The organism is Pseudomonas sp. 05N431, assembly GCF_056397005.1.
Window position 1 is genome coordinate 521,774 of sequence record NZ_JBFTMN010000001.1, and the last position, 23,363, is coordinate 545,136.

General features: G+C 55.2%; 21 protein-coding genes and 1 pseudogene. 8 read left to right on the forward strand and 14 right to left on the reverse strand.

Going from position 1 to position 23,363, the window contains the following annotated elements; all coding sequences use genetic code 11:
* Window positions 1-122: 122 nt before the first annotated feature.
* The 3 genes from AC1DIG_RS02345 to AC1DIG_RS02355 all read right to left on the reverse strand — a co-directional run bounded on the left by AC1DIG_RS02345 (window position 123) and on the right by AC1DIG_RS02355 (window position 3,337).
* Entirely contained in the window at window positions 123-1,760 is a 1,638-nt protein-coding gene (locus AC1DIG_RS02345) for a bifunctional 3-(3-hydroxy-phenyl)propionate/3-hydroxycinnamic acid hydroxylase (RefSeq protein WP_477765964.1), read from the reverse strand.
* A gap of 124 nt (window positions 1,761-1,884) precedes the next feature.
* Window positions 1,885-2,445 carry a VOC family protein gene (locus AC1DIG_RS02350; RefSeq protein WP_057397099.1) on the reverse strand — a complete coding sequence of 187 codons (561 nt, stop codon included), beginning with the start codon at window positions 2,443-2,445 and terminating at the stop codon, window positions 1,885-1,887.
* Window positions 2,446-2,485: 40 nt separating this feature from the next.
* Window positions 2,486-3,337, reverse strand: coding sequence for a fumarylacetoacetate hydrolase family protein (locus AC1DIG_RS02355; protein ID WP_477765965.1), 852 nt, complete (start codon window positions 3,335-3,337; stop codon window positions 2,486-2,488).
* Between the two features lie 126 nt (window positions 3,338-3,463).
* Here AC1DIG_RS02355 and AC1DIG_RS02360 point away from each other — a divergent pair, with 126 nt between their 5' ends.
* From AC1DIG_RS02360 to AC1DIG_RS02375, 4 genes are all read left to right on the forward strand, one after another.
* Window positions 3,464-4,045 (forward strand): amino acid synthesis family protein, encoded by a 582-nt coding sequence (locus AC1DIG_RS02360; protein WP_477765966.1) that lies wholly within the window; start codon window positions 3,464-3,466, stop codon window positions 4,043-4,045.
* A 69-nt stretch (window positions 4,046-4,114) separates the two neighbouring features.
* Window positions 4,115-5,230, forward strand: coding sequence for an alcohol dehydrogenase catalytic domain-containing protein (locus AC1DIG_RS02365; RefSeq protein ID WP_477765967.1), 1,116 nt, complete (start codon window positions 4,115-4,117; stop codon window positions 5,228-5,230).
* 95 nt (window positions 5,231-5,325) lie between these two features.
* Window positions 5,326-5,877, forward strand: coding sequence for a cupin domain-containing protein (locus AC1DIG_RS02370; RefSeq protein ID WP_477765968.1), 552 nt, complete (start codon window positions 5,326-5,328; stop codon window positions 5,875-5,877).
* Window positions 5,878-5,917: 40 nt separating this feature from the next.
* Window positions 5,918-6,484 carry an NADPH-dependent FMN reductase gene (locus AC1DIG_RS02375; RefSeq protein WP_477765969.1) on the forward strand — a complete coding sequence of 189 codons (567 nt, stop codon included), beginning with the start codon at window positions 5,918-5,920 and terminating at the stop codon, window positions 6,482-6,484.
* A 173-nt stretch (window positions 6,485-6,657) separates the two neighbouring features.
* Here AC1DIG_RS02375 and AC1DIG_RS02380 read toward each other — a convergent pair whose 3' ends face one another.
* The 8 genes and pseudogenes from AC1DIG_RS02380 to AC1DIG_RS02415 all read right to left on the reverse strand — a co-directional run bounded on the left by AC1DIG_RS02380 (window position 6,658) and on the right by AC1DIG_RS02415 (window position 16,432).
* The gene (locus AC1DIG_RS02380; RefSeq protein WP_477765970.1) at window positions 6,658-7,023 is read right to left on the reverse strand and encodes a histone-like nucleoid-structuring protein, MvaT/MvaU family; all 366 of its coding nucleotides are present in this window, start codon (window positions 7,021-7,023) and stop codon (window positions 6,658-6,660) included.
* A gap of 194 nt (window positions 7,024-7,217) precedes the next feature.
* Window positions 7,218-8,185 (reverse strand): annotated as a pseudogene (locus tag AC1DIG_RS02385) (DUF4113 domain-containing protein); the annotation flags it as partial.
* A gap of 229 nt (window positions 8,186-8,414) precedes the next feature.
* Entirely contained in the window at window positions 8,415-8,765 is a 351-nt protein-coding gene (locus tag AC1DIG_RS02390) for a copper-binding protein (protein ID WP_477765971.1), read from the reverse strand.
* A complete protein-coding gene (locus AC1DIG_RS02395) occupies window positions 8,762-11,920 on the reverse strand; it encodes an efflux RND transporter permease subunit (protein WP_477765972.1) in 3,159 nt (1,052 codons plus the stop codon). Before AC1DIG_RS02395 ends, AC1DIG_RS02390 begins: the two co-directional genes overlap by 4 nt.
* Window positions 11,917-13,401, reverse strand: coding sequence for an efflux RND transporter periplasmic adaptor subunit (locus AC1DIG_RS02400; RefSeq protein ID WP_477765973.1), 1,485 nt, complete (start codon window positions 13,399-13,401; stop codon window positions 11,917-11,919). The genes AC1DIG_RS02395 and AC1DIG_RS02400 overlap by 4 nt, the downstream gene beginning before the upstream one ends.
* Window positions 13,398-14,654: a TolC family protein gene (locus AC1DIG_RS02405; RefSeq protein ID WP_477765974.1), complete on the reverse strand. Its 1,257-nt coding sequence runs from the start codon at window positions 14,652-14,654 to the stop codon at window positions 13,398-13,400. Before AC1DIG_RS02405 ends, AC1DIG_RS02400 begins: the two co-directional genes overlap by 4 nt.
* Window positions 14,655-14,754: 100 nt before the next feature.
* Entirely contained in the window at window positions 14,755-15,096 is a 342-nt protein-coding gene (locus tag AC1DIG_RS02410; protein ID WP_477765975.1) for a hypothetical protein, read from the reverse strand.
* A gap of 295 nt (window positions 15,097-15,391) precedes the next feature.
* On the reverse strand, window positions 15,392-16,432 hold the full coding sequence (locus AC1DIG_RS02415; protein ID WP_477765976.1) for a DMT family transporter: 1,041 nt from the start codon (window positions 16,430-16,432) through the stop codon (window positions 15,392-15,394).
* A gap of 386 nt (window positions 16,433-16,818) precedes the next feature.
* Between AC1DIG_RS02415 and AC1DIG_RS02420 the strand changes: the two genes are divergently transcribed.
* Entirely contained in the window at window positions 16,819-17,181 is a 363-nt protein-coding gene (locus tag AC1DIG_RS02420) for an NUDIX hydrolase (RefSeq protein ID WP_477765977.1), read from the forward strand.
* 29 nt (window positions 17,182-17,210) lie between these two features.
* Window positions 17,211-18,038 (forward strand): EamA family transporter, encoded by an 828-nt coding sequence (locus AC1DIG_RS02425; protein WP_477765978.1) that lies wholly within the window; start codon window positions 17,211-17,213, stop codon window positions 18,036-18,038.
* Window positions 18,039-18,087: 49 nt separating this feature from the next.
* Here the strand turns inward: AC1DIG_RS02425 and AC1DIG_RS02430 are convergent, their stop codons facing one another.
* Entirely contained in the window at window positions 18,088-18,540 is a 453-nt protein-coding gene (locus tag AC1DIG_RS02430; RefSeq protein ID WP_477765979.1) for an Lrp/AsnC family transcriptional regulator, read from the reverse strand.
* Window positions 18,541-18,728: 188 nt separating this feature from the next.
* Between AC1DIG_RS02430 and AC1DIG_RS02435 the strand changes: the two genes are divergently transcribed.
* Entirely contained in the window at window positions 18,729-19,346 is a 618-nt protein-coding gene (locus AC1DIG_RS02435; RefSeq protein WP_477765980.1) for a LysE family translocator, read from the forward strand.
* 41 nt (window positions 19,347-19,387) lie between these two features.
* The gene (locus tag AC1DIG_RS02440; protein WP_477765981.1) at window positions 19,388-19,873 is read left to right on the forward strand and encodes a MaoC family dehydratase; all 486 of its coding nucleotides are present in this window, start codon (window positions 19,388-19,390) and stop codon (window positions 19,871-19,873) included.
* Between the two features lie 317 nt (window positions 19,874-20,190).
* Here the strand turns inward: AC1DIG_RS02440 and gabD are convergent, their stop codons facing one another.
* Window positions 20,191-21,633: an NADP-dependent succinate-semialdehyde dehydrogenase gene (gene gabD / locus AC1DIG_RS02445; RefSeq protein WP_477765982.1), complete on the reverse strand. Its 1,443-nt coding sequence runs from the start codon at window positions 21,631-21,633 to the stop codon at window positions 20,191-20,193.
* Window positions 21,634-21,687: 54 nt separating this feature from the next.
* A complete protein-coding gene (locus tag AC1DIG_RS02450; protein ID WP_477765983.1) occupies window positions 21,688-23,331 on the reverse strand; it encodes an acetolactate synthase large subunit in 1,644 nt (547 codons plus the stop codon).
* Window positions 23,332-23,363: the final 32 nt, after the last annotated feature.

The window sequence follows — 23,363 nt, forward strand, 5'->3', positions numbered from 1 at the left end:
TCGCCCCCCATTCGGGGCGACACTCGATGTTCTCAGCGTCGAATTCAAACTCAAAAAAACCTTCGCATCACAACTGCTTTCGTGGACAGTGCAATGCGAAGGCTCTACAGCCCCTTGCAGGTTTACGCCTGCGCAAACCTGATTGTCGTGTCGCACGCTCCGCCGCTACTATGCTTAGCCTGTTCAGGCTCCTTGCACCACAAGGCAAGCTCCATTCCCTCTAGCAGTTCCATCGCCCAGGCGACAGTGACTGCTCCGCCGTACACGTAGTGATCCGGCCGCACGATGACCACATTGCAGCCTCGACACTCAAGCCATTGTGTCAGTACGCCGTCGACCTCTTCAAAATCATCAACAGTGCGAGCAGCAGTCTGCTGAGGGCTGACCAATCGCACGACCTGAATGGGCAGCCCTTTAAGGGATTGGCTGCTGCGCAGACATCTCAGTAACGCGCTAGCGTCGAACCCAGGCGCAATCACGACTCGAAAGGATTGCCCGGTAAATTCATCCAGCAGAGCTTTTTTACCCGTATGGTCGATGACCATTGGCTGAGGAAACAGCTCACCGCCAGGAGCGACTTGCGAGACAAAGCCTCGCGACAGCCCAGGAATCAGCGATTGCCTGATCGTACCTCCCGGATTTTCCGTCATCTGCTGGATCAATCGCGCATCCCGGATCGCTGCTCTCTCGTTATCACGCTCACAGATCACAACACCAAATTCTTTGGCTGCCAGGGTGGTTTGGCGGACGTGAGGAATTCGTTCAGTTTGGTAGGTATTCAGGAAGGCCGGTGCTGCCAGACCTCCTTTTACCAGCGCGAGCTTCCAGACCAGGTTCAGTGCATCGCGGATTCCCTGACACATGCCTTGAGCCAGGAAGGGAGGCGTCATGTGTGCGGCATCCCCTAGAAAGAACACTCGATCGGACTTCCACTGCTCCAAAATCAGTGCATGGAATCGGTAAGCAGAAGCTCGCCATAGCTGATAGTCGCCCTCAGGCAACCAGCGGGAGATCAGTTTCTTGATCGCTTCGGGCTGAGAAATTTCCGTCGGTTGTTCATCAGGATTGATCATGAACTCCCAACGCCGATGTTGGCCCGGGCCTACGACAAAGGTGCAAGGTCTGGCCAGCTCGCAAAACTGCACATTCGTCTTTGGCAGGTGCTCACCCGCCCCTTCATTCAGGATTACGTCGACGACGAGCCACGGCTCATCGAATGCGAGATCCTCCATTTTTAACCCTAGACGGGTTCGGATCGGGCTGGTGCCCCCATCACATGCCAAGACATAGTCCGCAGACACAGTGCGCTCAGTTCCATCCCTGGCTTGGATGCGAACATCAGCTTGTACATCTTTGGAGTCAACCGATAAAACCTCTGAACCGAGTTCTACCGTTACAGACTTGAAACCCGAAATTTTATTACGCAGCGCACGCTCTACAGGTGGCTGTGAGAACACGTAGTTTGGTGCCCAACCCAATGGAAATGGAGGTTTGGCGGCATCAATGCGTTTGATCAGCTGAGAACCGGTAGTGCGGTACTCCGATGGACGATAAGGCATGACATGTTCGGCAATGTCATCAGCCAAGCCAATGTTGCCGAAGACGCGCATCACCTCGTGGTCAAAACCCATAGCCCTTGGATTGGTGTACACCGTTTCGGACTTGTCCACGACGAGAGCATTCAGCCCCCACATGCCGGCGAGATTCGCGCACAGAGCACCGACCGGCCCCATTCCAACAATGATGACATCGTAGTCCATCGTCTACTCCGCTTTTTGTTTTTATCTATCGCAACGTCTGGCCGATGAACCGACTTTCGCACGCTCACCCACCAGACCTCGGCATCCAACATTCAGAACGGCCCAATGGCCCTTCCCTACACGACTAACCGATTCGAACCCGTTGCTCTTCGATCTTCGCCCGAATGGAGTCCATCCATTGCTCTCGCGTCTGGAAACCGGGGCGTCGCTTACACATGGCTTCGGTCTGAGCCAGGATGACTTCAGTCGGCAACTCGAGATCAAGTGGTTCCTTGCAAGGCTGTGCGGTGTAGAACGGCGCATCGACATACATTTCGACGGGGTTCCCTTCAGGGTCTTTGAAGTACATCGACCAGGCGTTGCCGTGATCCACCTGAGCAATCCCTTCGATGCCGCTCTTTTTGGCGAATTGATAGTAGGCCTTCAGGTCATCCAGAGAGTTCAGGAGAAACGAAAGCTGGTTGATCGGGTTGAATGGTAGGTCGACAGGCTTACCGTCGAAGAGCACAACCTGGTGATGCAATTCGGGGTTCTGCGTCATAAAAAACAACCGATGCCCTGTAGAAGCGACACCTTTGTCACTGACGATGAAGCCTAGGGTACGGCAGTAAAAATCGACCATACGATCAAGGTCTGCGCAAAACACGCCGGTGTGGGTGAAATTGATAGTGGGTAATGCGGGCATATGGAACCTCCGGTTTTTATGATTGTGTAGAGGACAACGCTTAGGCTTCGTCAATAACGCCGTTCGATAGCGTCCCGATCTCCGTGATGATCACTTCAAAAACATCACCGGGTTTCAGGAAAATTGGAGGCTTCCTCTTGAAGCCAATCCCGCTTGGCGTACCCGTTGCCAGAATGTCTCCCGGGTTCCAGGGAAGTGCCTTCGATACATAAGAAATCAAATGGGGAATGTCAAAAGCCAGCTCCGAAAGGCTGCCTTCCTGCAACTGCTCGCCATTGAGTACTCCCCGCACTACCAGCTTACGGTAATCGGGAATTTCTGAAGCCGGAACCAGCCATGGGCCTAGCGCACCGGTTTTCCTGAAGGTCTTGCCCATACCGTACTGGTGCGTATGGAATTGCCAATCGCGCACACTGGCATCGTTGAAGCAGGTGTAACCCGCAACATGATCCATCGCATCTTTCGGATCGATGTGCGCGCCGCCTTTTCCGATCACAACGGCCAGCTCTGCTTCGAAATCAAATTGCTCTGAAACCTGAGGCCTTACCAGTGGCTCTCCATGGGGAAGCAAGGTTTCAGCAAAACGCTGAAAAATGACCGGAAACTCGCCGACCTTTCGGCCCGCCTCTTCAGCGTGAGCAACATAGTTAATACCTACGCAAATCACCTTTCCAGGATTGGGAATTACTGAATCCAACTGGATGCTAGAAAATGGGTAGTCAGGCTGCACAGCCTCTAGGATCTGGCGCGCCTCCTGAAGCAAGGATGGGTTGCTCAGAAAAGTCGCGAGATCCGGAACCTCCGAGAAACGGTTGGTCAGCTCAACCACTCCGTCACCAGACACGGCTCCGAAATGGGCCTTCCCCTCTTTTCGATACGAAATCAGCTTCATGATCCTCTCCTATTTTTTGTGCACAAAAACTAACTTCTTGCACCATACATCATTAAATGCATAATGCAAAAGGCCGGTTTAAAAAAATAGCGAGCCACTTGAGGCTCTCGGTTCTGGAGGTTAGGTATGCCGCTTGTGATGGTTCGTAAGGTGAAACTGGACGTCGAAGAAGTATTCCACGAAGGCGGGCCCCGCTCGTCCGTTCCACTCAGGATTGCTGTGGCCACTGCCGTGGTTACCAATCCTTACGCAGGCCGATATGTCGAAGACCTGTTGCCGTTTATGCAGGAATTACGGGCTTTAGGAGCAGAGCTGTCCGAGCAACTGATCCATGCGCTCGGTGGTGCAAAGCAGGTACAAGCCTATGGCAAGGGTGCCATCGTCGGAGAAGACGGCGAGTTGGAACACGGAGCTGTCTGGCATGAAGCCGGTGGCTGGGCAATGCGCGAAGCCCTCGGTAACCCGAAGGCAATCGTGCCAGCGGCGAAGACCATCGGTGGCCCAGGTTGCCGGGTAATGATCCCTCTGGGCCATATCCAAGCTGCGTATGTTCGAAGCCACTTCGGTGTGGCTGAAATGACCGTATGGGATGGCCCTCGCCGTGGCGAAATAGCCTTTGGCCTAGCCATGGCTACAGGCGGACGGATACATGCACGATTGGGCGGTCTAGCTGCCTCCGACGTAAAGGGCGAAGACGGACTGCGTTAGTGCCCTAGATTTGAAGCGTGCTCCAAAGGTTAGGTACCACTACAAAAACAATATGTGTTGGAGAACATCATGACTGCAAAAACAATGCGCGCTGCACGTCTGTACGAAGGCGGCAAACCCATGGTCATCGAGCAAGTTGCTGTACCCGAAATCCGCCCTACCGAGGTGCTGGTCAAGGTGAAAGCATGCGGGATCGTCCCAAACCTGCACAACATTCTCACCAATTGGGTGAAGTGGTTCCCTCAAAATCCGCTGCCTAAACTTCCTGCCATTTTCGGGCTCGATCCATCAGGTGTCGTCGAAGCAGTAGGCGCTCAAGTCTACGACTTCAAGGTCGGCGACCGGGTGTATGTCAATCCGGGCCGACACTGCGGCTCCTGCAGAGCGTGCCGTGCGGGTAACACAATTGCCTGCACCGCCTATACCTTCAACGGCTATTTTGGCTTTACGCCGAAAAGCCCGCGCATGTTCGAAGACTACCCCTACGGCGGCCTTTGCGAGTACATCCCGGCCCCGCAATACAGTCTGGTCAAGCTACCGAACAACATCAGTTTCGAAACAGCCGCGCGCTTAGGCTATCTGGGCACCGCCTACAAGGCTTTGATCAAGGCCAACGCAGGCCCCGGCAGCACGGTGCTAATTAACGGGATCAGCGGCACACTTGGCTTGGGTGCGGTCGCCCTGGCTCTGGCTATGGGTGTGCGTAAAATCCTCGGCACTGCGAGAAACCAGGAACTGTTCCAAAAGGTGAAAGCCCTAGCTGCCCCAGGCCGGATTGAAATTCATACACTTGGTACGATTCCCACCAATGAATGGGTCTTTGAAGTCACCCATGGCGAAGGCGTCGATGTGGTCATTGATGCCTTGGGCCCAGGGGCCCCCCACGAAAGTCTGACCCAAGCACTTAAATCTCTCCATCGCGGTGGGCACCTGGTCAACGTCGGCGCCATCGCCGGCGAAGTCCCCATCGACCTGCATTGGATCATGGACAACGACATTCAGATCAGCGGGTCGGCCTGGTTCACCACAGGACAAGGCCAAGCCATGGCGGACATGGTTGAATCAGGAGTGCTTGATCTCTCATTTTTTGAAAATACGGCCTTCAACCTTGAGGACGTCAACAACGCAATTACCGGTATCGAAAACCGCAACGGCGGCTTCAGCAACTACGTCATCTGTCCTTGATTAAGCTCGGCGAGCGGTGCGGTTTAGCCGCCCCTCGCTGTCTTTCGGTTGTCAGTTACGCCTAAGCTTTTTCACTATTAGTCGAGTAATTTAGAATGAAAATAAGAAGAATCGTGACCGGTCACGACGAACATGGAAACTCCGTGTTCGTTTCTGATGATTACGCTCCAAGAGCACAGTCCTTTACCTCGATTCCTGGCCACGCTATGGCCCAACTGTGGGCGACTTCAGCACATCCGGTTTGTCTTGAGCAGAGGAACGACCCCACGCTTGAGTACGCGTCGCTAATTCCGCCACTAGGAGGCACCAGTCTCGCCATATTTGATTTCCCACCTGACTCGGTCATGCAGAATCCTGCCGATGGTGTCCGGGCCTATGAAGAACTGGGTGCTGCACTGCCTGGTTTGATTGAAAGCTTTGAGCCAGGAAATCCGGGCATGCACACCACTGCCACCATCGATTACGGGATCATTTTGGAAGGCGAAATGTGGCTTGAATTGGATCATGGCGAGAGCCGCCTAGTGAAGCCCGGCGACGTCGTTATTCAGAGCGGCACTAGACACGCGTGGCGCAATAAAAGCGAACGAATTGCCAGGGCGCTTTTTGTGATGATAGGCGCATCGCTCCCAGAGAAACCTAGACAGTAGTCTTACCGAGGCCAAGCCTTCTCTCGGCTCAAGGAGTTTTATGAGCACTTCAACTCTCCGTTTCATCGGCATATCCGGTAGCTTGCGCTCAGCGTCAAACAACACTGCGATACTGGAAACACTCGCGTCTCGATTGATTCATCAAGCAGAGCTGAGCCTATTTCCGTTGAACGATATCCCCCTGTACAACAGTGATCTCGAAACGGAGGCGTTACCGACCTCAGTGGCAGCTCTGAAGGAAGCGATCTCACTCGCCGATGGCTTAATCCTCTGCTCACCTGAGTATAACTACGGCATTTCTGGCGTTCTGAAAAACGCACTGGATTGGGCCTCTCGTCCTGGCTTCAATTCACCTCTAAAAAACAAGCCCGTTCTGATAATGACGTCTTCACCGGGCTTACTCGGCGGGGTACGCGCCCAGGCTCAGTTGCGTGAAACGTTGTCAGCCACACTGTCCAAAGTGGTTTGCTGCCCCCAAATTGTCATTCCTAACGTCAATCAAAAAATTCAGAACGGCAGATTCACCGACGAGCAAACGATTGAATTCATACTCGCAGCCTTCGAAGAGTTGATGAGGGAAATCAACCTTGTTACAGAGCAAAATTGAGATGGCTAGCAAATTCAAAGCGATGAAACAGAGTGAGGCGTAAGCTGATCCAGAGATGTTCTTTTTCTTCGTCAGCGACAAGGCATTCAGCTGCCTTACCCAAAATCGTTTAGCTAATCACCTTCATCAACAACAAGGGCCCCGAAGGGCCCTTTCTTGTACTCAAACCAAGATCACTTGGCCAGCCAAGACTCTACAGTCGCGGCGCCGTGCTGTGCTTTCCACTCCTTCAGCGTCTTGTGATTGCCGCCTTTGGTTTCGACGACTTCGCCGGTGTGGGGATTCTTGTAGACCTTTACCTGGCGCGGTTTGCGGCTGCCGGCTTTAGAGTCGGCTGCTGGAGCGCGACGGCCAGCTTGAGGGTCAAGCAGAGCGATCACGTTTGGCAGGCTGTAACCGTATTCGGCAAGCAGTGCGCGCAGCTTCGTTTCAAATTCGATTTCTTTTTTTAGGCCAGCATCGCCTTTCAGTGCTTCGAGAGCTTGGAGCTGCTCGGCCAAGTGTTTTTCGAGTTGGCGAAATTCAGCGAGCTTAGACATGACGGATCTCTTTTAGATAGTTGCCTAACAGTATATTGCAAATCGATCATCGCCACAGGCGCTGCTAGCGACAACTAAACAGTTACGGGAAAGGCAAAAAATTATGGCTCCGCAATAATTATGGCTGAGCCATAATTTGAGATAATTCAGCTATGCCGGTTCCCTGAGTGCTTCTGTCGATGGCGCAACTCGAATTACCTGCAGTACACCGTCCAAAGCTGATCAACACGTGTCGTAAAACTCTGACTCATCATCTCCCTTCGCATGCCCCAATCCGGATCAGTAGGCACACTCGCAAGACGCATCGTCCCCCGACCCCATCGGCCATTGATCGCATCCAACACCCCCATAACCTTTTCAGTGGCTGCCGGCTGGGAGATCGCGAAGAGGTCTTCCGTGTACTCGCCTTTCTGACAAAGGCTAACCAAAAGCACCTCAGCTTTGCTGTACTTGAATCCTGGTCGGAAGACTCGATCCACCGCTTCCACGGCAGCCTTTGTCATCAAACGGACATCGTCAGTTGGGTACGGCAATTCGACCAGGACTCCATTGGCGTATTTGGCTTCCTCCGGATTGAACATGCCAGTACGTATGCTGACTCGAATCTTCTTACACAGTGACTGCTGAGCCCGGAGCTTCTCTGTGGCCCGCATTATGTAGGTCGCCACGGCCTCTTTGATCGGGGCAATCTCGGTGAGGCGCTTGCCGAACATTCGACTACAGCAAATCTCCTGCTTGGGTGGGTCGGGCTCGTCGAGTTCTAGGCACGGCGTGCCGGCCAACTCCCGGGCGGTCTTCTCGATCACCACGCTGAATTTTTTGCGGAGCATCCAGGGATCAGTTTTGGAGAGATCCCAGCTGTCTTGATGCCCATGCTCTCCAAGTGAAGAGTCATCTTCCGACCTACACCCCAGACGTCTGAGACCAAGCATTTCTTCAGCACCCAGTCACGCTTAACCTGGTCACGTAGATCAACCACGCCTCCAGTCTGCGCCTACCACTTTTTGGCCGAATGATTCGCGAGTTTGCTCAAGGTTTTCGTAGCTGCGATACCTACACCCACAGGGATGCCAGTGCTTCGATAAACCTGAGTACGGATACGACGACCGAGCGCTTCGAGATCACCTGGAACACCAGCTAGATCAGCGAAGGCTTCATCGATGTAAAGGAAAGATGTCAACCCATGGACATCAGTTTGAATGAACAGTTGTCGGGGTTTAGAGCAAGTTTCCGGCGTCCATAGACCACACGCATTTTCACAGAAATGGATCACGTGGTGTCCATGGTAAATACGCGAATTTTGTGGCGACGAACAGATGGCGGATTTTAGCAAGGGCAGCCTTTCCAAACCGGCACGACAGAGCGTGCCGGTAGTTCTCATCACTACAGTCTTATTTTTTAATGGAAACGATTGCGGCTTTTCCATCCTTTACCCTAAAGGAAAACGATACATGGTCTCCGACCTTCAGACCTGCCAGCTGATCCTCCGTCACTGAAAAGGCCATAGTCATTGGCGGCCATTGCACCGCTGGCACAGCTCCGTGGGAGATGGTCACCGTATGCTTCGCAGTATCCATAGCCTTGATGGTTCCCTCAGCGTCAGCAACTGGAGCCTGTTTTGTTTCCTGCTCCATCTTCATGCCCTCCATACCGTCCATTTTCATACCCGGCATGTCCTCCGAGTAGGCAGAAAGTGAAAACATAAATACGGTACTGGCAGCTGCGATCAGGGTCAGTTTCATACGAATTTTCCTTGTGGTTTGATCGGTTCAACGATGAGGTGCCGGCGACGCATCAGGCGATAGGCTGCCGGAATGACAAACAGGGAAAGCAAGGGGGCCGTGACCATGCCGCCGACCATGGGCGCAGCAATGCGGCTCATCACTTCGCTACCAGTGCCACTGCCCAACAGGATCGGCAGCAAACCGGCAATAATGACCGCCACGGTCATGGCCTTGGGTCGAACGCGCTGCACAGCGCCTTCACGAATCGCTGCCACCAGCCCGCGCTCAGTGCTGTCGCCGAGGTCTTCCCGTTCGGCCCAGGCATTCTTCAGGTAGAGCAGCATGATCACACCAAACTCGGCGGACACACCGGCCAAGGCGATAAAGCCGACCCCGGTGGCGACCGAGAGGTTGAATCCCAACAGATAGAGGAACCATGCTCCGCCCGTAAGTGCGAATGGCAGCGTGGCCATGATCAGCAAAGCCTCATCGAAGCGGGCGAACGTCAGATAGAGCAGCACGAAGATGATCAGCAGCGTGGCAGGCACCACCAGCTTGAGTCGTGCGTTGGCCCTTTCGAGAAATTCAAACTGTCCTGAATAGCTCAGGCTCATTCCGGGCTGCAACTTGACCTGCTCACTGACGATTCGGCGCAGATCGGCGACCACCGAGGCAATGTCTCGACCACGCACATCGATGTATACCCAACCCGAAGGTCGTGCGTTCTCGCTCTTGAGCATCGGTGGGCCATCCGTGACCTTGACCTTCGCCACTATGCCGAGGGTGATCTGGCTCCCTAGCGGGGTATAGATCGGCAATTGCTCCAAGGCGCCGACCGAATCACGCCACTCCCGTGGGTAGCGCACGCTGATCGGAAAACGGGCGAGCCCTTCAATGGTCTCCCCGACGTTTTCACCACCGATAGCACCGGCCACGATGGACTGCACATCGGCAATATTCAGCCCGTAGCGCGCGGCGGCCTTGCGGTCGATATCCACGTCGATATAACGGCCACCGGTCAGGCGCTCAGCCAGAGCTGAACTGACACCAGGCACACCCTTGGCAACGCGCTCTACCGCCTGAGTAGCGGCATCGATCTCCGTCAGGTTGGTGCCGGCAACTTTCACCCCGATGGGACTCTTGATCCCAGTGGCCAGCATGTCGATACGGTTGCGAATCGGTGGTATCCAGATATTTGTCAGTCCAGGGACTCGCACCACTCGATCCAGTTCTTCCACCAGTTTTTCCTGGGTCATGCCTGCACGCCATTGCTCGTGCGGCTTGAATTGGATGGTGGTTTCAAACATCTCTAGCGGCGCGGGGTCGGTGGCAGTTTCCGCGCGTCCCGCTTTACCGAAGACGTGTTCGACTTCGGGCACAGTCTTGATCAGGCGGTCGGTCTGTTGCAGCAGTTGAGCCGCTTTCTGCGCCGACAATCCCGGCAAAGCTGATGGCATATAGAGCAGATCGCCCTCATCCAAAGGGGGAAGAAACTCACCACCCAAGCGCGACATTGGCCATAGTGCACTGACAAAAATCAGTAGCGCCAACAGCAATGTGATCTTAGGTCGACGCAAGACCACATCCAAAGCCGGCTGATAGATCCGGATCAGCCAACGGTTTAACGGGTTCTGTTGCTCATTGGGTATTCGCCCTCGAATCCAGTAGCCCATCAGTACGGGCACCAGAGTCACTGACAATCCCGCCGCTGCCGCCATGGCGTAGGTCTTGGTGAAAGCCAAAGGGCCGAACAACCGTCCTTCCTGAGCTTCCAGCGTGAACACCGGAATGAACGACAGGGTGATGATCAACAAACAGAAGAACAGCGCGGGGCCTACCTCTGCCGCCGCTTCGGTCATTACATGCCAATGACGTTCACCATTCAGTTCTTCCCCCGGATTGGCCGCGTGCCATGCCTCAATCTTCTTGTGGGCATTCTCGATCATCACCACGGCGGCATCGACCATGGCGCCAATGGCGATGGCAATCCCGCCCAAGGACATGATGTTGGCGTTGATGCCTTGGTAGCGCATGACGATGAAGGCAATCAATACACCAACAGGCAGGGAGATGATCGCCACCAGGGATGAGCGCAGGTGCCAGAGGAAGACTCCACAGACCAACGCGACGACAATGAACTCTTCGATCAGCTTGTGGCTGAGGTTTTCAACAGCGCGGTCGATCAGCTTGCTGCGGTCGTAGGTGGTAACGATTTCCACACCAGCCGGCAAGCTGCTTTTAAGTTCATCGAGCTTGGTCTTAACCGCCGTAATGGTTTCGCGAGCATTCTTGCCGCTACGCAAAATCACCACACCACCGACGGTCTCACCTTCGCCGTCGAGTTCAGAGATGCCCCTCCGCATTTCCGGCCCTAACTGAATCGTGGCGACATCACCAAGAGTTACTGGTACGCCACCCGCAACTAACTTAAGCGGAATCGCTCGAAAGTCATTGAGTGTCTTTAAATAGCCCGAAGCCCGCACGATGAACTCGGTCTCTGCCATCTCCAACACGGCACCACCGGTTTCCTGGTTGGCTTTGCCGATAGCCTCGCTCACCTCGACTTGAGTGATGCCGAGGCTGGCCAGTTTGAGCGGATCGAGCTGCACCTGGTACTGCTTTACCATGCCTCCCACGGTAGCCACTTCCGCAACGTTGGGCAAAGTCTTGAGCTCGAACTTGAGGAACCAGTCCTGAATAGCGCGAAGCTGTGCCAAGTCGTGTCCACCACTGCGATCTACCAGTGCATATTGATAGATCCACCCCACCCCTGTCGCATCCGGCCCCAACGCCGGCTTGGCACTGGCAGGCAACCGACTTTGTATTTGGCTCAGATATTCCAACACCCGCGAGCGGGCCCAATACAAGTCAGTGCCGTCTTCGAACAGCACGTAAACGAAGCTATCACCAAAGAAGGAGTAACCACGTACCGTCTCGGCACCCGGCACCGAGAGCATGGTGGTGGCTAACGGATAGGTGACCTGGTTCTCGACAATCTGCGGCGCCTGGCCTGCGTAAGGTGTACGGATGATTACCTGCACATCAGAGAGATCGGGCAGCGCGTCTATAGGGGTGTTCTGCACCGACCAAATGCCCCAAGCCGTAACGAACAGTGTCGCCAGTAGCACTAGGAAACGGTTGGCCACTGACCAACGAATCAGGGCAGCGATCATGGCTGGCTCCCCGATTTATCCAAGCGATCCACACGCAAACCATCATCGGTTTGAGTAACTCCGATACGAACCTTGTCACCCGTTTTAAGTCCCTGCATTAGTGCCGGTTTGGCAAGCGGGAAAGTCATCGTCATGCCAGGCATGCCCAACGTCTTGAAAGGGCCATGGGCAAGAGTGACCTCTTTGTCGTTGATCTCAACAATCTGCCCATCCGCTTCATGTAAGCTGGAGCCTGCTACGCCTGGAGGTGACTCGTCCTCCGACCCCGTGACAACGCCCTTAAGACTGGCCTCCGAGTCGAGCAGGAATTGGCCAGACGTAACCACCTTCTGACCTTCTTCCAAGCCCTTCAGGATCGCCGTTCTACCATCGCTTTCCTGCCCAAGTTGTATCTCCACAGGACGGTAGCGACCTGCGTCTGCGGCGAGCATCACCAGAGCACGTCGACCAGTGCGAATGACTGCCTCGCTTGGCACCCACAAGACACTTTGCTGGGTCGAGCGATTCAGACGCACCTCCGCCGACAGACCTGGTCTCAGGTGACCGTCAGGATTGGGCAGCTCCACCCGCACACGAATTGTGCGACTGTCCGAGTTGGTCTCGGGTAAAATCGCGCTGACCTTGCCATTGAGTGTTGTTCCCGGAAAGGCAGGCAAGCGTGCTTCGACGGTCTGTCCTACGGTGAGAGTTCCGGCTTCCGATTCTGGAATGGCCACGGCCAGCCAGATACTACTCAAGCCGTTCACACGTGCCAGAGTGTCGCCAATCGCCACGGTCATGCCTGCACGAACATTCAATTCTTGCAGCACACCACCTATAGGGCTGGTAAGCGTCAAGTAAGGCTGAACCTTGCCGCTACGCCCGACCTGAGTAATCAGTGCCGCTGGCATTCCCGTGAGCAGTAATCGTTGGCGGGCCGCAGCCAGTAGCTCAGCATCCCCGCTGCGTTTCAGGGCAAGGAACTCCGTCTGGGCGGCTGCCCACTCTGGCACTAGGATATCCGCCAATGCCGCGTTGGCCTTGAGCACGTCACCGGGAGCATGGGCGTAGACCCGCTCTACAAAACCACTGGTGCGAGCCTGAATCACCGCGACATCACGCTCGTTGAACGCCAGGATGCCTGTCACATTGAGGCTGGAGTCCAGGACACCACGGGTGACGGTCGCAAAACGCAGCCCGAGATTTTGAGTCAAGCTCGGATCGATACTGACAGTTGCCCGATCCCCTGCACCGCTGGCGTACTGGGGAACCAACTGCATGTCCATGAAGGGGGATTTCCCCGGCTTGTCGAATTTTTGTTGCGGGTACATGGGGTCGTACCAATACAGGGCTTTCCGCTCGTTCGGAGAATTGAGGCTCTGCTCTGCAACGGTACTTGGCACTTCGCTCATGCGCAGGTGAGCGAACCAGTACCCACCGGCTACACCCAATGCCAACGAGATGCATATCACCAATGACCCATTCCATTTTTTGAGGTTCATTGGCTGGTCTCCCCATAGGCGAAATACAGGCGCGCACTGGTCAGCGCTCGTTGCTCCTCCACGTCGATCTGTTTGAGGCGGGCTTCGATGAGTTCACGTCGGGCGGTAACCACGGCGCTCAAATCGCCTTTGCCCGACCGATAACTCGCCATACTGAGTTCAACCTTTTCCCTGGCCAAAGGCAACAGGCTTTCCTGATTTCGACGTACCGCACGATTCAGGCGCTCATAGTCGGCCAGTTCGCTCTCCAATTGCTGAGTGTGCTCGCGTGACAGGGCTTCGCGCTCGGCCTCAAGCTGGCTGAGTTCAGCCTGCTTGGCAGCGATTTTGGGGTTTTGGCGCGAGTCAGGAAACAGTGGTAAATCCCAAAAAAATTGCACGCTGACCATATCGCCGAACTCACGGCCACGATGCTGGTAATCCACTTCCCAGCTCCAGTCCGACTGCTTCTCTGATACGGCTTCGCGAACCTTGGCCTGCGCTTCGCGGGTCATCGGTGCAAACGCAGCCAACTCGGGATGGTGTTGCAGCTTATGAGAGTAGCCTGAGGTGTCGACCGGCCATTCAGGAAAACTACCCACAGGCTTGTCGTTAGCGGCAGAACCAATCCAGCGTTTGAGAGCGGCTTGTGCTTGCGCTCTTTGGAGAATCAGATCGTCCTGTTGTTCTGCCAGTTTGGCTGCTTCTTGTTTGGGTGTCACCGCGTCAGCAGGTTGAGCGCGGCCACCGGCAATCTGAGCCCGTACAGTATCGGCTAGCAGGAGATTTTCTTTGTAGAAGTCCTGGAACAGTGCATCTTTGCGCTCAACCGAGTAGCTGCTGATCCAGGCCAGTGCCGTGGACTGGCGTACCTTCAGACGTTCGACTCGACGCTCCGCAGAGGCGCGATCAATAGCTGCATCGGCGACCTCAATCCGCGCTTTGCGCTTGTCGCTGTTGGGCATCTCCTGCCTGACCCCGACCATTTGCATGGTCATGAAGTCTTGGTCGATGCTCCAGCGATCCGGGCCCCCAATGGGGTAGTTCTGCACGCCCATCAGCAGCTTGGGATCAGGTAATTCACCCGCCGGGATTGCAGCACTGCTGGCTGCCTGAATTTTTGCGTCTTGTGCGGTCAGCGACGGCGCATTGTTTTCGGCCAGACGCAGAGCTTCATCGAGCGTCAATGGCGCAGCGAAGCTCGGCAATGCCAGCACGCTTGCCGCCAAGCCGGCCATAAGAGACCAGCTTGTGCAATTGCACTTGGAGTTCATGTTTACGATTCCTGTGATCATCCACTGCACGCGAAAAAATGGAACGCGCGCAGCTAGTCCATCCCGCTAATGCGGAATGAGGCTCAATGTGGGATAGGAATCAAACGCGTGGCGGTCGCCATACCCCGGACGGGGTCTGTAGGGGCAGAGAATCGCTGATGAGGGAAAGCACTACGGGGCTGAACACGGTCACAGGAGGCTTGAAGATTGAGACTTGCAACATACCGCCCGACTTGCACTCCTGGCCCGGCTTGCAAGGTTTGCCGTGCTCGACAGGGCTTTTCATGTCGTTGCAGCAATCCATGCCCATGTCGTCCATCATCGCCATACCCATGGTCTTCATCGGGCAAGGTTCTGTCGGTGCCTGAACCCCCGCCATCCCACTGAGGGGAAGCGCTAGGCTGATCAAGAAAATGAGACAAAACCGCAGGTAGCGTTTCATGGGCTGGAGTGTAGTCGCTGAAAATGGCTCTTACAATTGGGTACTGATCATCAAAAAACTGTCGTCAAACTCCAAAGCAGGCAATCAAGCCTTTTAAGAATTAAGCCAGTATTACGCAAAAAAATTAAACATTTGGCCGAGACAGGCATTGCGAGGCAGTCCGTAGGGGCACTCTTGGAATCACGCCCCCTATCGTCTGGGGTAGAAGCCTGGAACGAGAGTTTTCACTTCCGGCAGAAGCCTCCCTATTCAAGGCTCGCTCGATAATCCGCGCTGAGTATTTTCACTCAGGCACCTAATGTGTATGCCTGTGATGAACATCCGGAAAGTGTGGATGGCTGTGTTGGATCGGCGCATGTTCATGAACATGGCTATGTGCTCCTGTCCCATTCCACTCAAACGAATGTTCGTGCTGGTGGTGCTCGTCGTGAACGTGGCGATGTTCATGCGTCATAGGTAAGTGCTGGTGTTCATGCGAGTGGTTTTCCGTAATGTGAAGCCAGACCCCAATTCCCATCAATACGGCGGCGGCCCAGAACGAAAATGATACCGACTCGCCCAGAGCCAGGATTGCGATGGCTGCTCCTAAGAACGGAGCGGTCGAAAAATATGCCCCTGTACGCGCTGAGCCGAGACCTCGCAGAGCAAGGACAAAAAGCACTAGGCTGACGCCATAGCCCAGAAAACCAAGCACTATCGTCGGGGCAAACACAGAGAAACTAGGAAGCCTAGCCCCCAGAAGCAACGCCAACGAACAGTTGACCAATCCAGCTACTAAGCCTTTGAAACCTGCCACAAAGAGCGCATCCGACGCGGACACCTTACGTGTCAGGTTGTTGTCGATGGCCCAGCACAAGCATGCCAGCGCAACCGCCAACGGCCCCAGCCAGTCATGAGCTTGGGCGGTTTCATCAGGCCATGCCAAGACCGCGCCTCCGGTAATGATCGCAACCATGCCCACCACAATGCGCCGGTCAGCATTCTCCTTGAACACGACCCAAGCCAAGAACGCAGTAAGCACTGCTTCCAGGTTAAGCATCAGAGAAGCTGTCGCACCTGAAGTCCTAGTTAACCCGAACATCAACGCAACGGGCCCAAGAACTCCCCCGAATGCAATTGCGCCGATAAGCCAGGGCCATTCAGACGACAAGAGGCCTACCTTTTTCCAGCCACGGTCACGCACAAAGCGGACAACTGTAAGACCCAGACCGCTACCCACGTACAGAAGGCCTGCGAGTAACACAGGGGAGATGTTGAGACCAAGCAGCTTGGCAAGCGGCGTGCTGGCACCAAATAACGCGGCGGCGGCGAGCGCATACAAAATGCTCAGGTTCATTGATAACTCCGCACCAAACTATTGTGAGCAGCCATAATACCGCGAGGCACACAGCTTGCTTTGAGCTTAAAGCGCCGGCCAGCGCTTGGCCGAATTTCGATGTGCCGTCCCAGGTTGCGAGCTGCATTCCAGTCCCAATGGGGTTGAATTCAATCCGCCAATCACATTGTTTTTCCCTAAACCAAATTGGGCAAGGAGCAAGGTATGCGACAGGCAGAAGTCAGCCAGAAGCGGTCAGTCGCCAAAGACAAATAAAAACCAATGACTGCTAAGGCAACCCGGCACTTTTGTGAGTTAGGCTGGCTCTTATATTGCATTCGACGAGAAGCGCGCCCTGAAAATGGCATTTTAATTACAATTAGATGACAGGCGATTCGGGCCAAAAGATGAAAGTCAGAGCTACTGTCATATGCGAGAGAGATAGGGAGATCTTGTTCGTTCGCAAACCTCGATCAAAATGGTCTTTGCCTGGTGGCAAGGTGGAGTCTGGCGAACCTATCGCAGGAGCTGCCGTGCGAGAACTCCAAGAAGAAACCGGGCTAAATGTTGATCAGCTCCTCTACGTTTTTGAGTTCGATGCAGGCAACACCCGCCACCATGTTTTTGAAGCCTCTGTTCCGGAGGGTGAAAGCGCCGTACCACAAAACGAGATTGCTGAATGCATGTGGCATTCCTTGAATACGTTTCAAGATCTGGACACAAGCGAAGCTACGAAATCGATTGTCAGATCATTTCTACGGCGCCTCTAGTCCCCGCTGAATCATCCCCAGGATGGCGCATGCCCTACCACATCATCTTGCTCATACTTTTCGCAGCGCTCTTGCATGCCAGCTGGAATGCCGCGTTGCGCGGTGGCGCCGACAGGCTTTGGTCGATGACGATTATGTGCGTGGCGGTTGCCATTGCCAGCGTTGCAATGGCCTTGTTTCTGGAAGCTCCAGCCGAAGCCAGCTGGTTCTATGCAGTACTTTCAGCGGTTCTGCATGTTGGCTACAACTTATTCCTGGTGCGCAGCTACAAGGTTGGAGACCTTGGGCAAACTTACCCTATCTCGCGAGGCTCCTCGCCTATCCTGATCACCCTCGCCGCCACGGTTTTTGCCGGCGAAACGGTCGGGGCAGTCGCGATGTTCGGCATTGTGCTGGTGTCAGGCGGCATCATCTCACTGGCGTTTAAAGGGCGAAAGTTGGCCGTTCCCAGTCTGCCTTACGCCTTGGGAACGGGTTGCTTCATTGCGGCATATAGCGTGACGGATGGCATTGGCGTTCGGATGTCCGGTGCGCCGATGGCATACACGGTCTGGATGTGCGCCATGTGGGGCGTCTTGATGCCATTGGTGTATGTCAGCATGCGCGAAGCAAAGAGCTTATTTACCTTCCGGCCCGGTTTTATGACGGCTTTCTTCGGAGGCCTAGTTTCACTGCTGGCCTATGGAATCGTCATCTATGCCATGTCCGCTGCGCCCATGGGAGCGGTATCGGCATTGCGCGAAACCAGCGTGTTGTTCGCGGCATTGATCGGATATTTTTTCTTGGGGGAGACACTGACTGTCCGAAAAATTCTGGCCTGCGCGGTGATTACCATCGGCACGATCATCATTGGCTGACGGCTGGGGTGTAAAGCCGATGGCCGGCTAAGGGTCGGATCCTCTCCAATCACAGAGGAAGAGGTCTGTCTTGAATGACCCGTTTCATGACCAGGGTCGAGGTCAGCCGTTGCACATTGGGCAAAGTCGAAAGGCTCTCATCGTAAAGTCTTTGAAAGGCTGGCAAGTCCTGGGCAATGACGTGCAGCAGGTAGTCCGGCTCTCCAAATAATCTCTGGGCATCCACCACCTGAGGTATATCAATGAGCGCCGTCTCGAAAGCCTCGACAGCTTGTCGGTCACCCTCGCGAAGGGTGGCAAACACCATGGCAGAAAAATTTAGGCCTAATGCACCGGGGTCAAGCTGCGCACGATAGCCCAGCAACACACCGGACTCCTCCAGTGCCCGTACTCGCCGATGGCAAGGAGAGAGACTCAGGCCTACACGTTCGGCAAGCTCAGTGATCGAAAGGCGACCATCCGCTTGCAGTTCAGCAAGAATCTTCCGATCAATCCTGTCCACGTAGAAAATTCTCCCATATCACATAATCATAACGACCATATTTGAGAGCTAATTCTAACCACATTTCATTAATCTTCCTCCCACCATTAACTACCGGCCACCTGTTAAGAGAACCAGAGGGACGGCCTAGATTTGAGAGTTGGGATGATGAATTACGCGGTGAATTACGAATTGGCGCAGGTGACGCCATGACCTTCAGTGTCTTGGTCGCATTCTGGGCAGTGTCGATTTTGTTCGTCATTACGCCCGGAGCCGATTGGGCTTACGCCATATCCGCCGGCTTGAAGCATCGAGTCGTCATACCCGCTGTGGGCGGACTGCTATCCGGCCACTTGATTGCCACAATGGTGGTAGCTGGTGGTGTTGGCACCCTGGTCGGCAGCCACCCCCTGACCCTGTCGGTGCTGACGATGGCTGGGGCGGGTTACCTGCTGTGGTTAGGTATCAATATGCTCGTACATCCGTCCACACCGCGCGCGGAAGAGGTTCAGGCTTCAGGCTCATGGAAGCGCTGGGCGCTCAAAGGGCTCTGCGTCAGCGGACTGAATCCAAAAGTGTTCCTGCTGTTTCTGGCGCTCCTGCCTCAATTTGCCGACGCCACTGCACCTTGGCCTGTACCGATGCAGATGATTGCGCTCGGGCTCGTTCACACGTTCAGTTGTGGCGTGATCTACCTTCTGGTCGGATTTGGCTCTCAGGTTGTTCTTCGGACGCGCCCGGCCGCTGCTCTCCGGGTCAGTCGTTGTTCTGGAGCGGCCATGATCCTTATCGCCGTGGCTCTGTTTGCCGAACAACTGCTGCGTTAATTCACCTCTTGAGTCTCTCCCTCGCCTTCCAAGGAGTCGTAATGAAAAGCCCAAGAGAGTGCGCTGCCGAAGGTCTCAAGGTCGGTGATCGGTTCACTGTAGTCCGCTGCTTTTCAGATGACGATATCCGTCATTTCGCGCACATTTCACGAGACTACAACCCGGTTCATTGTGATGCGCGTTACGCGGAACTACGTAGGTTCAAGGCTCCCATTGCCCATGGCCTTCTGACCGCCAGCCTCGTCACCGAAATTGGCGGACAAATTGGGTGGCTGGCAACAGGGATGAGTTTTGAATTCAAACTCCCCGTTTATGCGGGTGAAGAAATCACCTGTCACTGGCTCATTTCTGACATCAATGAACGTGGTCACGCAAAAGCTGAAGTCAGAATACTCAACACGCAGGGATTCACGGTACTGGAGGCAACAACGACAGGCGTTCTCCCCGGAACTGAAGAGCGTGAACGCCTCAAACAAATGCTTGCTGAGGGCGATCTCTCTAACGGAGCTGACGTAACTCTCATTTGATATAGCGACTGACACGCGTTTCATGTGTTCATCGAGGGTCGATTGAGTTCGGTCGCAACAAGCAAGAATCGATCAGAACCGGTCATTCCTACAGAACGCTCTTGCCCACTACACCGACGCTCAATGACTCAACGTAGAAAACATTGACCAATGGATTGTGTGACACGAAGCGAAACGAGCACTGATGCCACATCACTCGACAAGATCCGAAGTGCCCAGTGGCTTAGATGGAAAACAGGTGGTCTGCCGTGGAAAGTTCGATGACTCACTGAGGAGGACTATGAGGCGGAGTACTTGCTGCTCCACCTCTCCATGCGTCAAATGCTCAGACACAAGTACTTGATTTCCAGGTAATCCTCAATTCCGTATTTCGAGCCTTCACGGCCCAAGCCAGAAGCCTTCACACCACCGAACGGCGCGACTTCGTTTGAGATCAACCCGGTGTTGATGCCGACCATGCCATACTCCAATGCCTCGGCAACACGGAATACACGGCTCATGTTCTGCGCATAGAAGTACGACGCTAGACCGAATTCGGTGTCGTTCGACATGGCGATGACTTCGGCTTCATCTTTGAAGCGGAACAGAGCCGCCAGTGGGCCGAAGGTCTCCTCCTTGGCGACTGCGGCAGTCTTTGGTACGTCGACTAGAATGGTCGGTTCGAAGAAATTTCCTTCGATCAACTTGCCACCGGACAGCACCTTAGCTCCTTTGGAGACAGCGTCTTCGATGTGTTCCTGGACTTTCGTCACAGCCTTGCCATCGATCAGTGGGCCGGTGGTGGTGCCTTCGATCAGACCGTCGCCTACCTTCAGTTTGGCCACGGCGTCCTTCAGTTTCTCAGCGAAGGCGTCGTAAACCGCGTCCTGCACGTAGATGCGGTTGGCGCAGACGCAGGTCTGACCGTTGTTGCGGAACTTGGAGATGATCGTCCCTTCGACCGCCTTATCCAGGTCGGCGTCGTCGAACACGATGAACGGCGCGTTGCCGCCCAGCTCCAGCGAGACTTTCTTGATATCGTGGGCGCACTCCGCCATCAGCTGACGACCGATTTCGGTCGATCCGGTGAACGACAGTTTGCGCACAATCGGGTTGCTGGTCAGCTCGGTGCCGATGTCACCAGCGCTGCCGGTCACTACGCTGAACACCCCCGTAGGAATGCCGGCGCGCTCGGCCAGTTCAGCCAGCGCCAGTGCGGAATACGGGGTTTGCGATGCAGGCTTAAGCACCATGGTGCAGCCGGCGGCCAGTGCCGGGCCAGCCTTGCGCGTGATCATAGCTGCTGGGAAATTCCACGGGGTGATGGCAGCGGTGACGCCAATTGGCTGCTTGAGCACGATAAGGCGCTTGTCCGGCTGGTGGCCAGGAATCACGTCGCCGTAGATACGCTTAGCTTCTTCGGAGAACCACTCGATGAACGAGGCAGCATAGGCGATTTCGCCTTTGGCTTCAGCCAGTGGTTTCCCTTGCTCGAGGGACATCAGGCGACCGAGGTCGTCCTGGTTTTCGATCATCAGCTCGAACCAGCGACGCAACTTGGCGCCACGTTCTTTGGCAGTCAGTGCGCGCCAGGCTGGCAGGGCCTTCTCGGCGGCTTCGATGGCACGGCGGGTTTCAACGGCGCCCATTTTTGGAACGGTGCCCAAGATTTCGTTTGTGGAAGGGTTGTTGACCTTGATGGTCTGGCCGCTGTCGGCATCAGCCCAGGCGCCATTGATATATGCCTGTTGACGGAACAGGGTTGAGTCTTTCAGTTGCATGGAAAAATCCTGTGCTCACGAATGAAGAAACGGCGGGCACTTGCCCGCCGTGATTCAGATGGCCGCGCTGCGCTCGCGCAGTTCCATATTCAAGATGCGGTCGTTCTCGGAGTAGTCGACCGGGCAATCGATCACATGCACGCCCGGCGTCTTGATGCAGTGCTCTAGGAGCGGCAGCAGACCTTCGGCGCTTTCCACGCGATGGCCGTTGGCACCGTAGGCTTCGGCGTATTTCACGAAGTCCGGGTTGCCGTAGTCCAATCCAAAATCGGTGAAGCCCATGTTCGCCTGCTTCCAGCGAATCATGCCGTAGCCGTCGTCACGCAGGATTACTACGGTGATGTGCATGCCCAGACGTACAGCGGTCTCCAGTTCCTGGCTGTTCATCATGAAGCCGCCGTCGCCGCACACCGAAATCACCGGACGATCGGGGTGCACCAAGTGCGCCGCCATGCCCGATGGCAGACCGGCCCCCATGGTCGCAAGGGCGTTGTCCAGAAGAACGGTGTTGGGTTTGTGCGCCTTGTAGTTACGGGCAAACCAGATCTTGTAGATGCCGTTGTCCAGCGCGACGATGCCTTCGGAGGGCAGCACGCGGCGAACGTCAGCGACCAGACGCTGCGGGTAAATCGGGAAACGATCATCGTCAGCGCCTTCGACGATCTGCGTTTCATTGGCTTCGCGGATATCCAGCAAACGGGTGAAATCCCAATGCGAGGTGTCGCTCAGCGCTTCGCCGATTTGCCATACGGCATTGGCGATATCACCGATCACTTCGATCTGAGGGAAGTAGACCGCATCGACTTCAGCGGAGCGGAAATTGATGTGAACGACCTCGGTGCCGCCACGCACCATAAAGAACGGCGGCTTCTCGATCACATCGTGGCCGATGTTGATGATCAGGTCAGCGGCTTCCACAGCGCGGTGAACGAAGTCACCAGACGACAGCGCAGCGTTCCCGAGAAAGCGTGGATGGCGTTCATCGACCACGCCCTTACCCAGCTGGGTGGTGATGAACGGAATGCCGGTCTTGTCGATCAGCTGCTGCAGGACTTTGGCGGTCATCTTGCGGTTGGCGCCGGCGCCGATCACCAGGATCGGGCTGCGGGCCTTCTGCAGTTTCTCGACAGCGGCTTCGACCGACTTGTGCTCGGCCAGCGGACGGCGGTGCAGGCTCGGAGGAATCGGCATGCTGTCGGTCTGCTCGGCAGCGATGTCTTCCGGCAGTTCCAAATGCACAGCACCCGGCTTCTCTTCTTCGGCGAGGCGGAAGGCTTCACGCATGCGCGCCGGGATGTTGTCCGCCGAGGCGAACTGGTGGGTGTACTTGGTGATCGGGGCCATCATGTCGCAGACGTCGATGATCTGGAACCGCCCCTGCTTGGACTTCTTGATCGGCTTCTGGCCGGTGATCATCAGCATCGGCATACCGCCCAGATAAGCGTAGGCACCGGCGGTCACAAGGTTGGTCGCGCCGGGGCCCAGGGTCGACAGGCTGACGCCGGTCTTTCCGGTCAGACGGCCATAAGTCGCCGCCATGAAGCCAGCGGATTGCTCGTGGCGAGTCAGCACCAGTTTGATCTGTGATTTGCGCAGGGATTCGAGCAGATCGAGATTTTCTTCACCGGGAATGCCGAAAACGTATTTCACGCCTTCGTTTTCCAGACATTGCACGACGACATCTGCGGCCTTGGCCATTTTCTTACCTCAGTTTCAATTAAGCGCTTGCA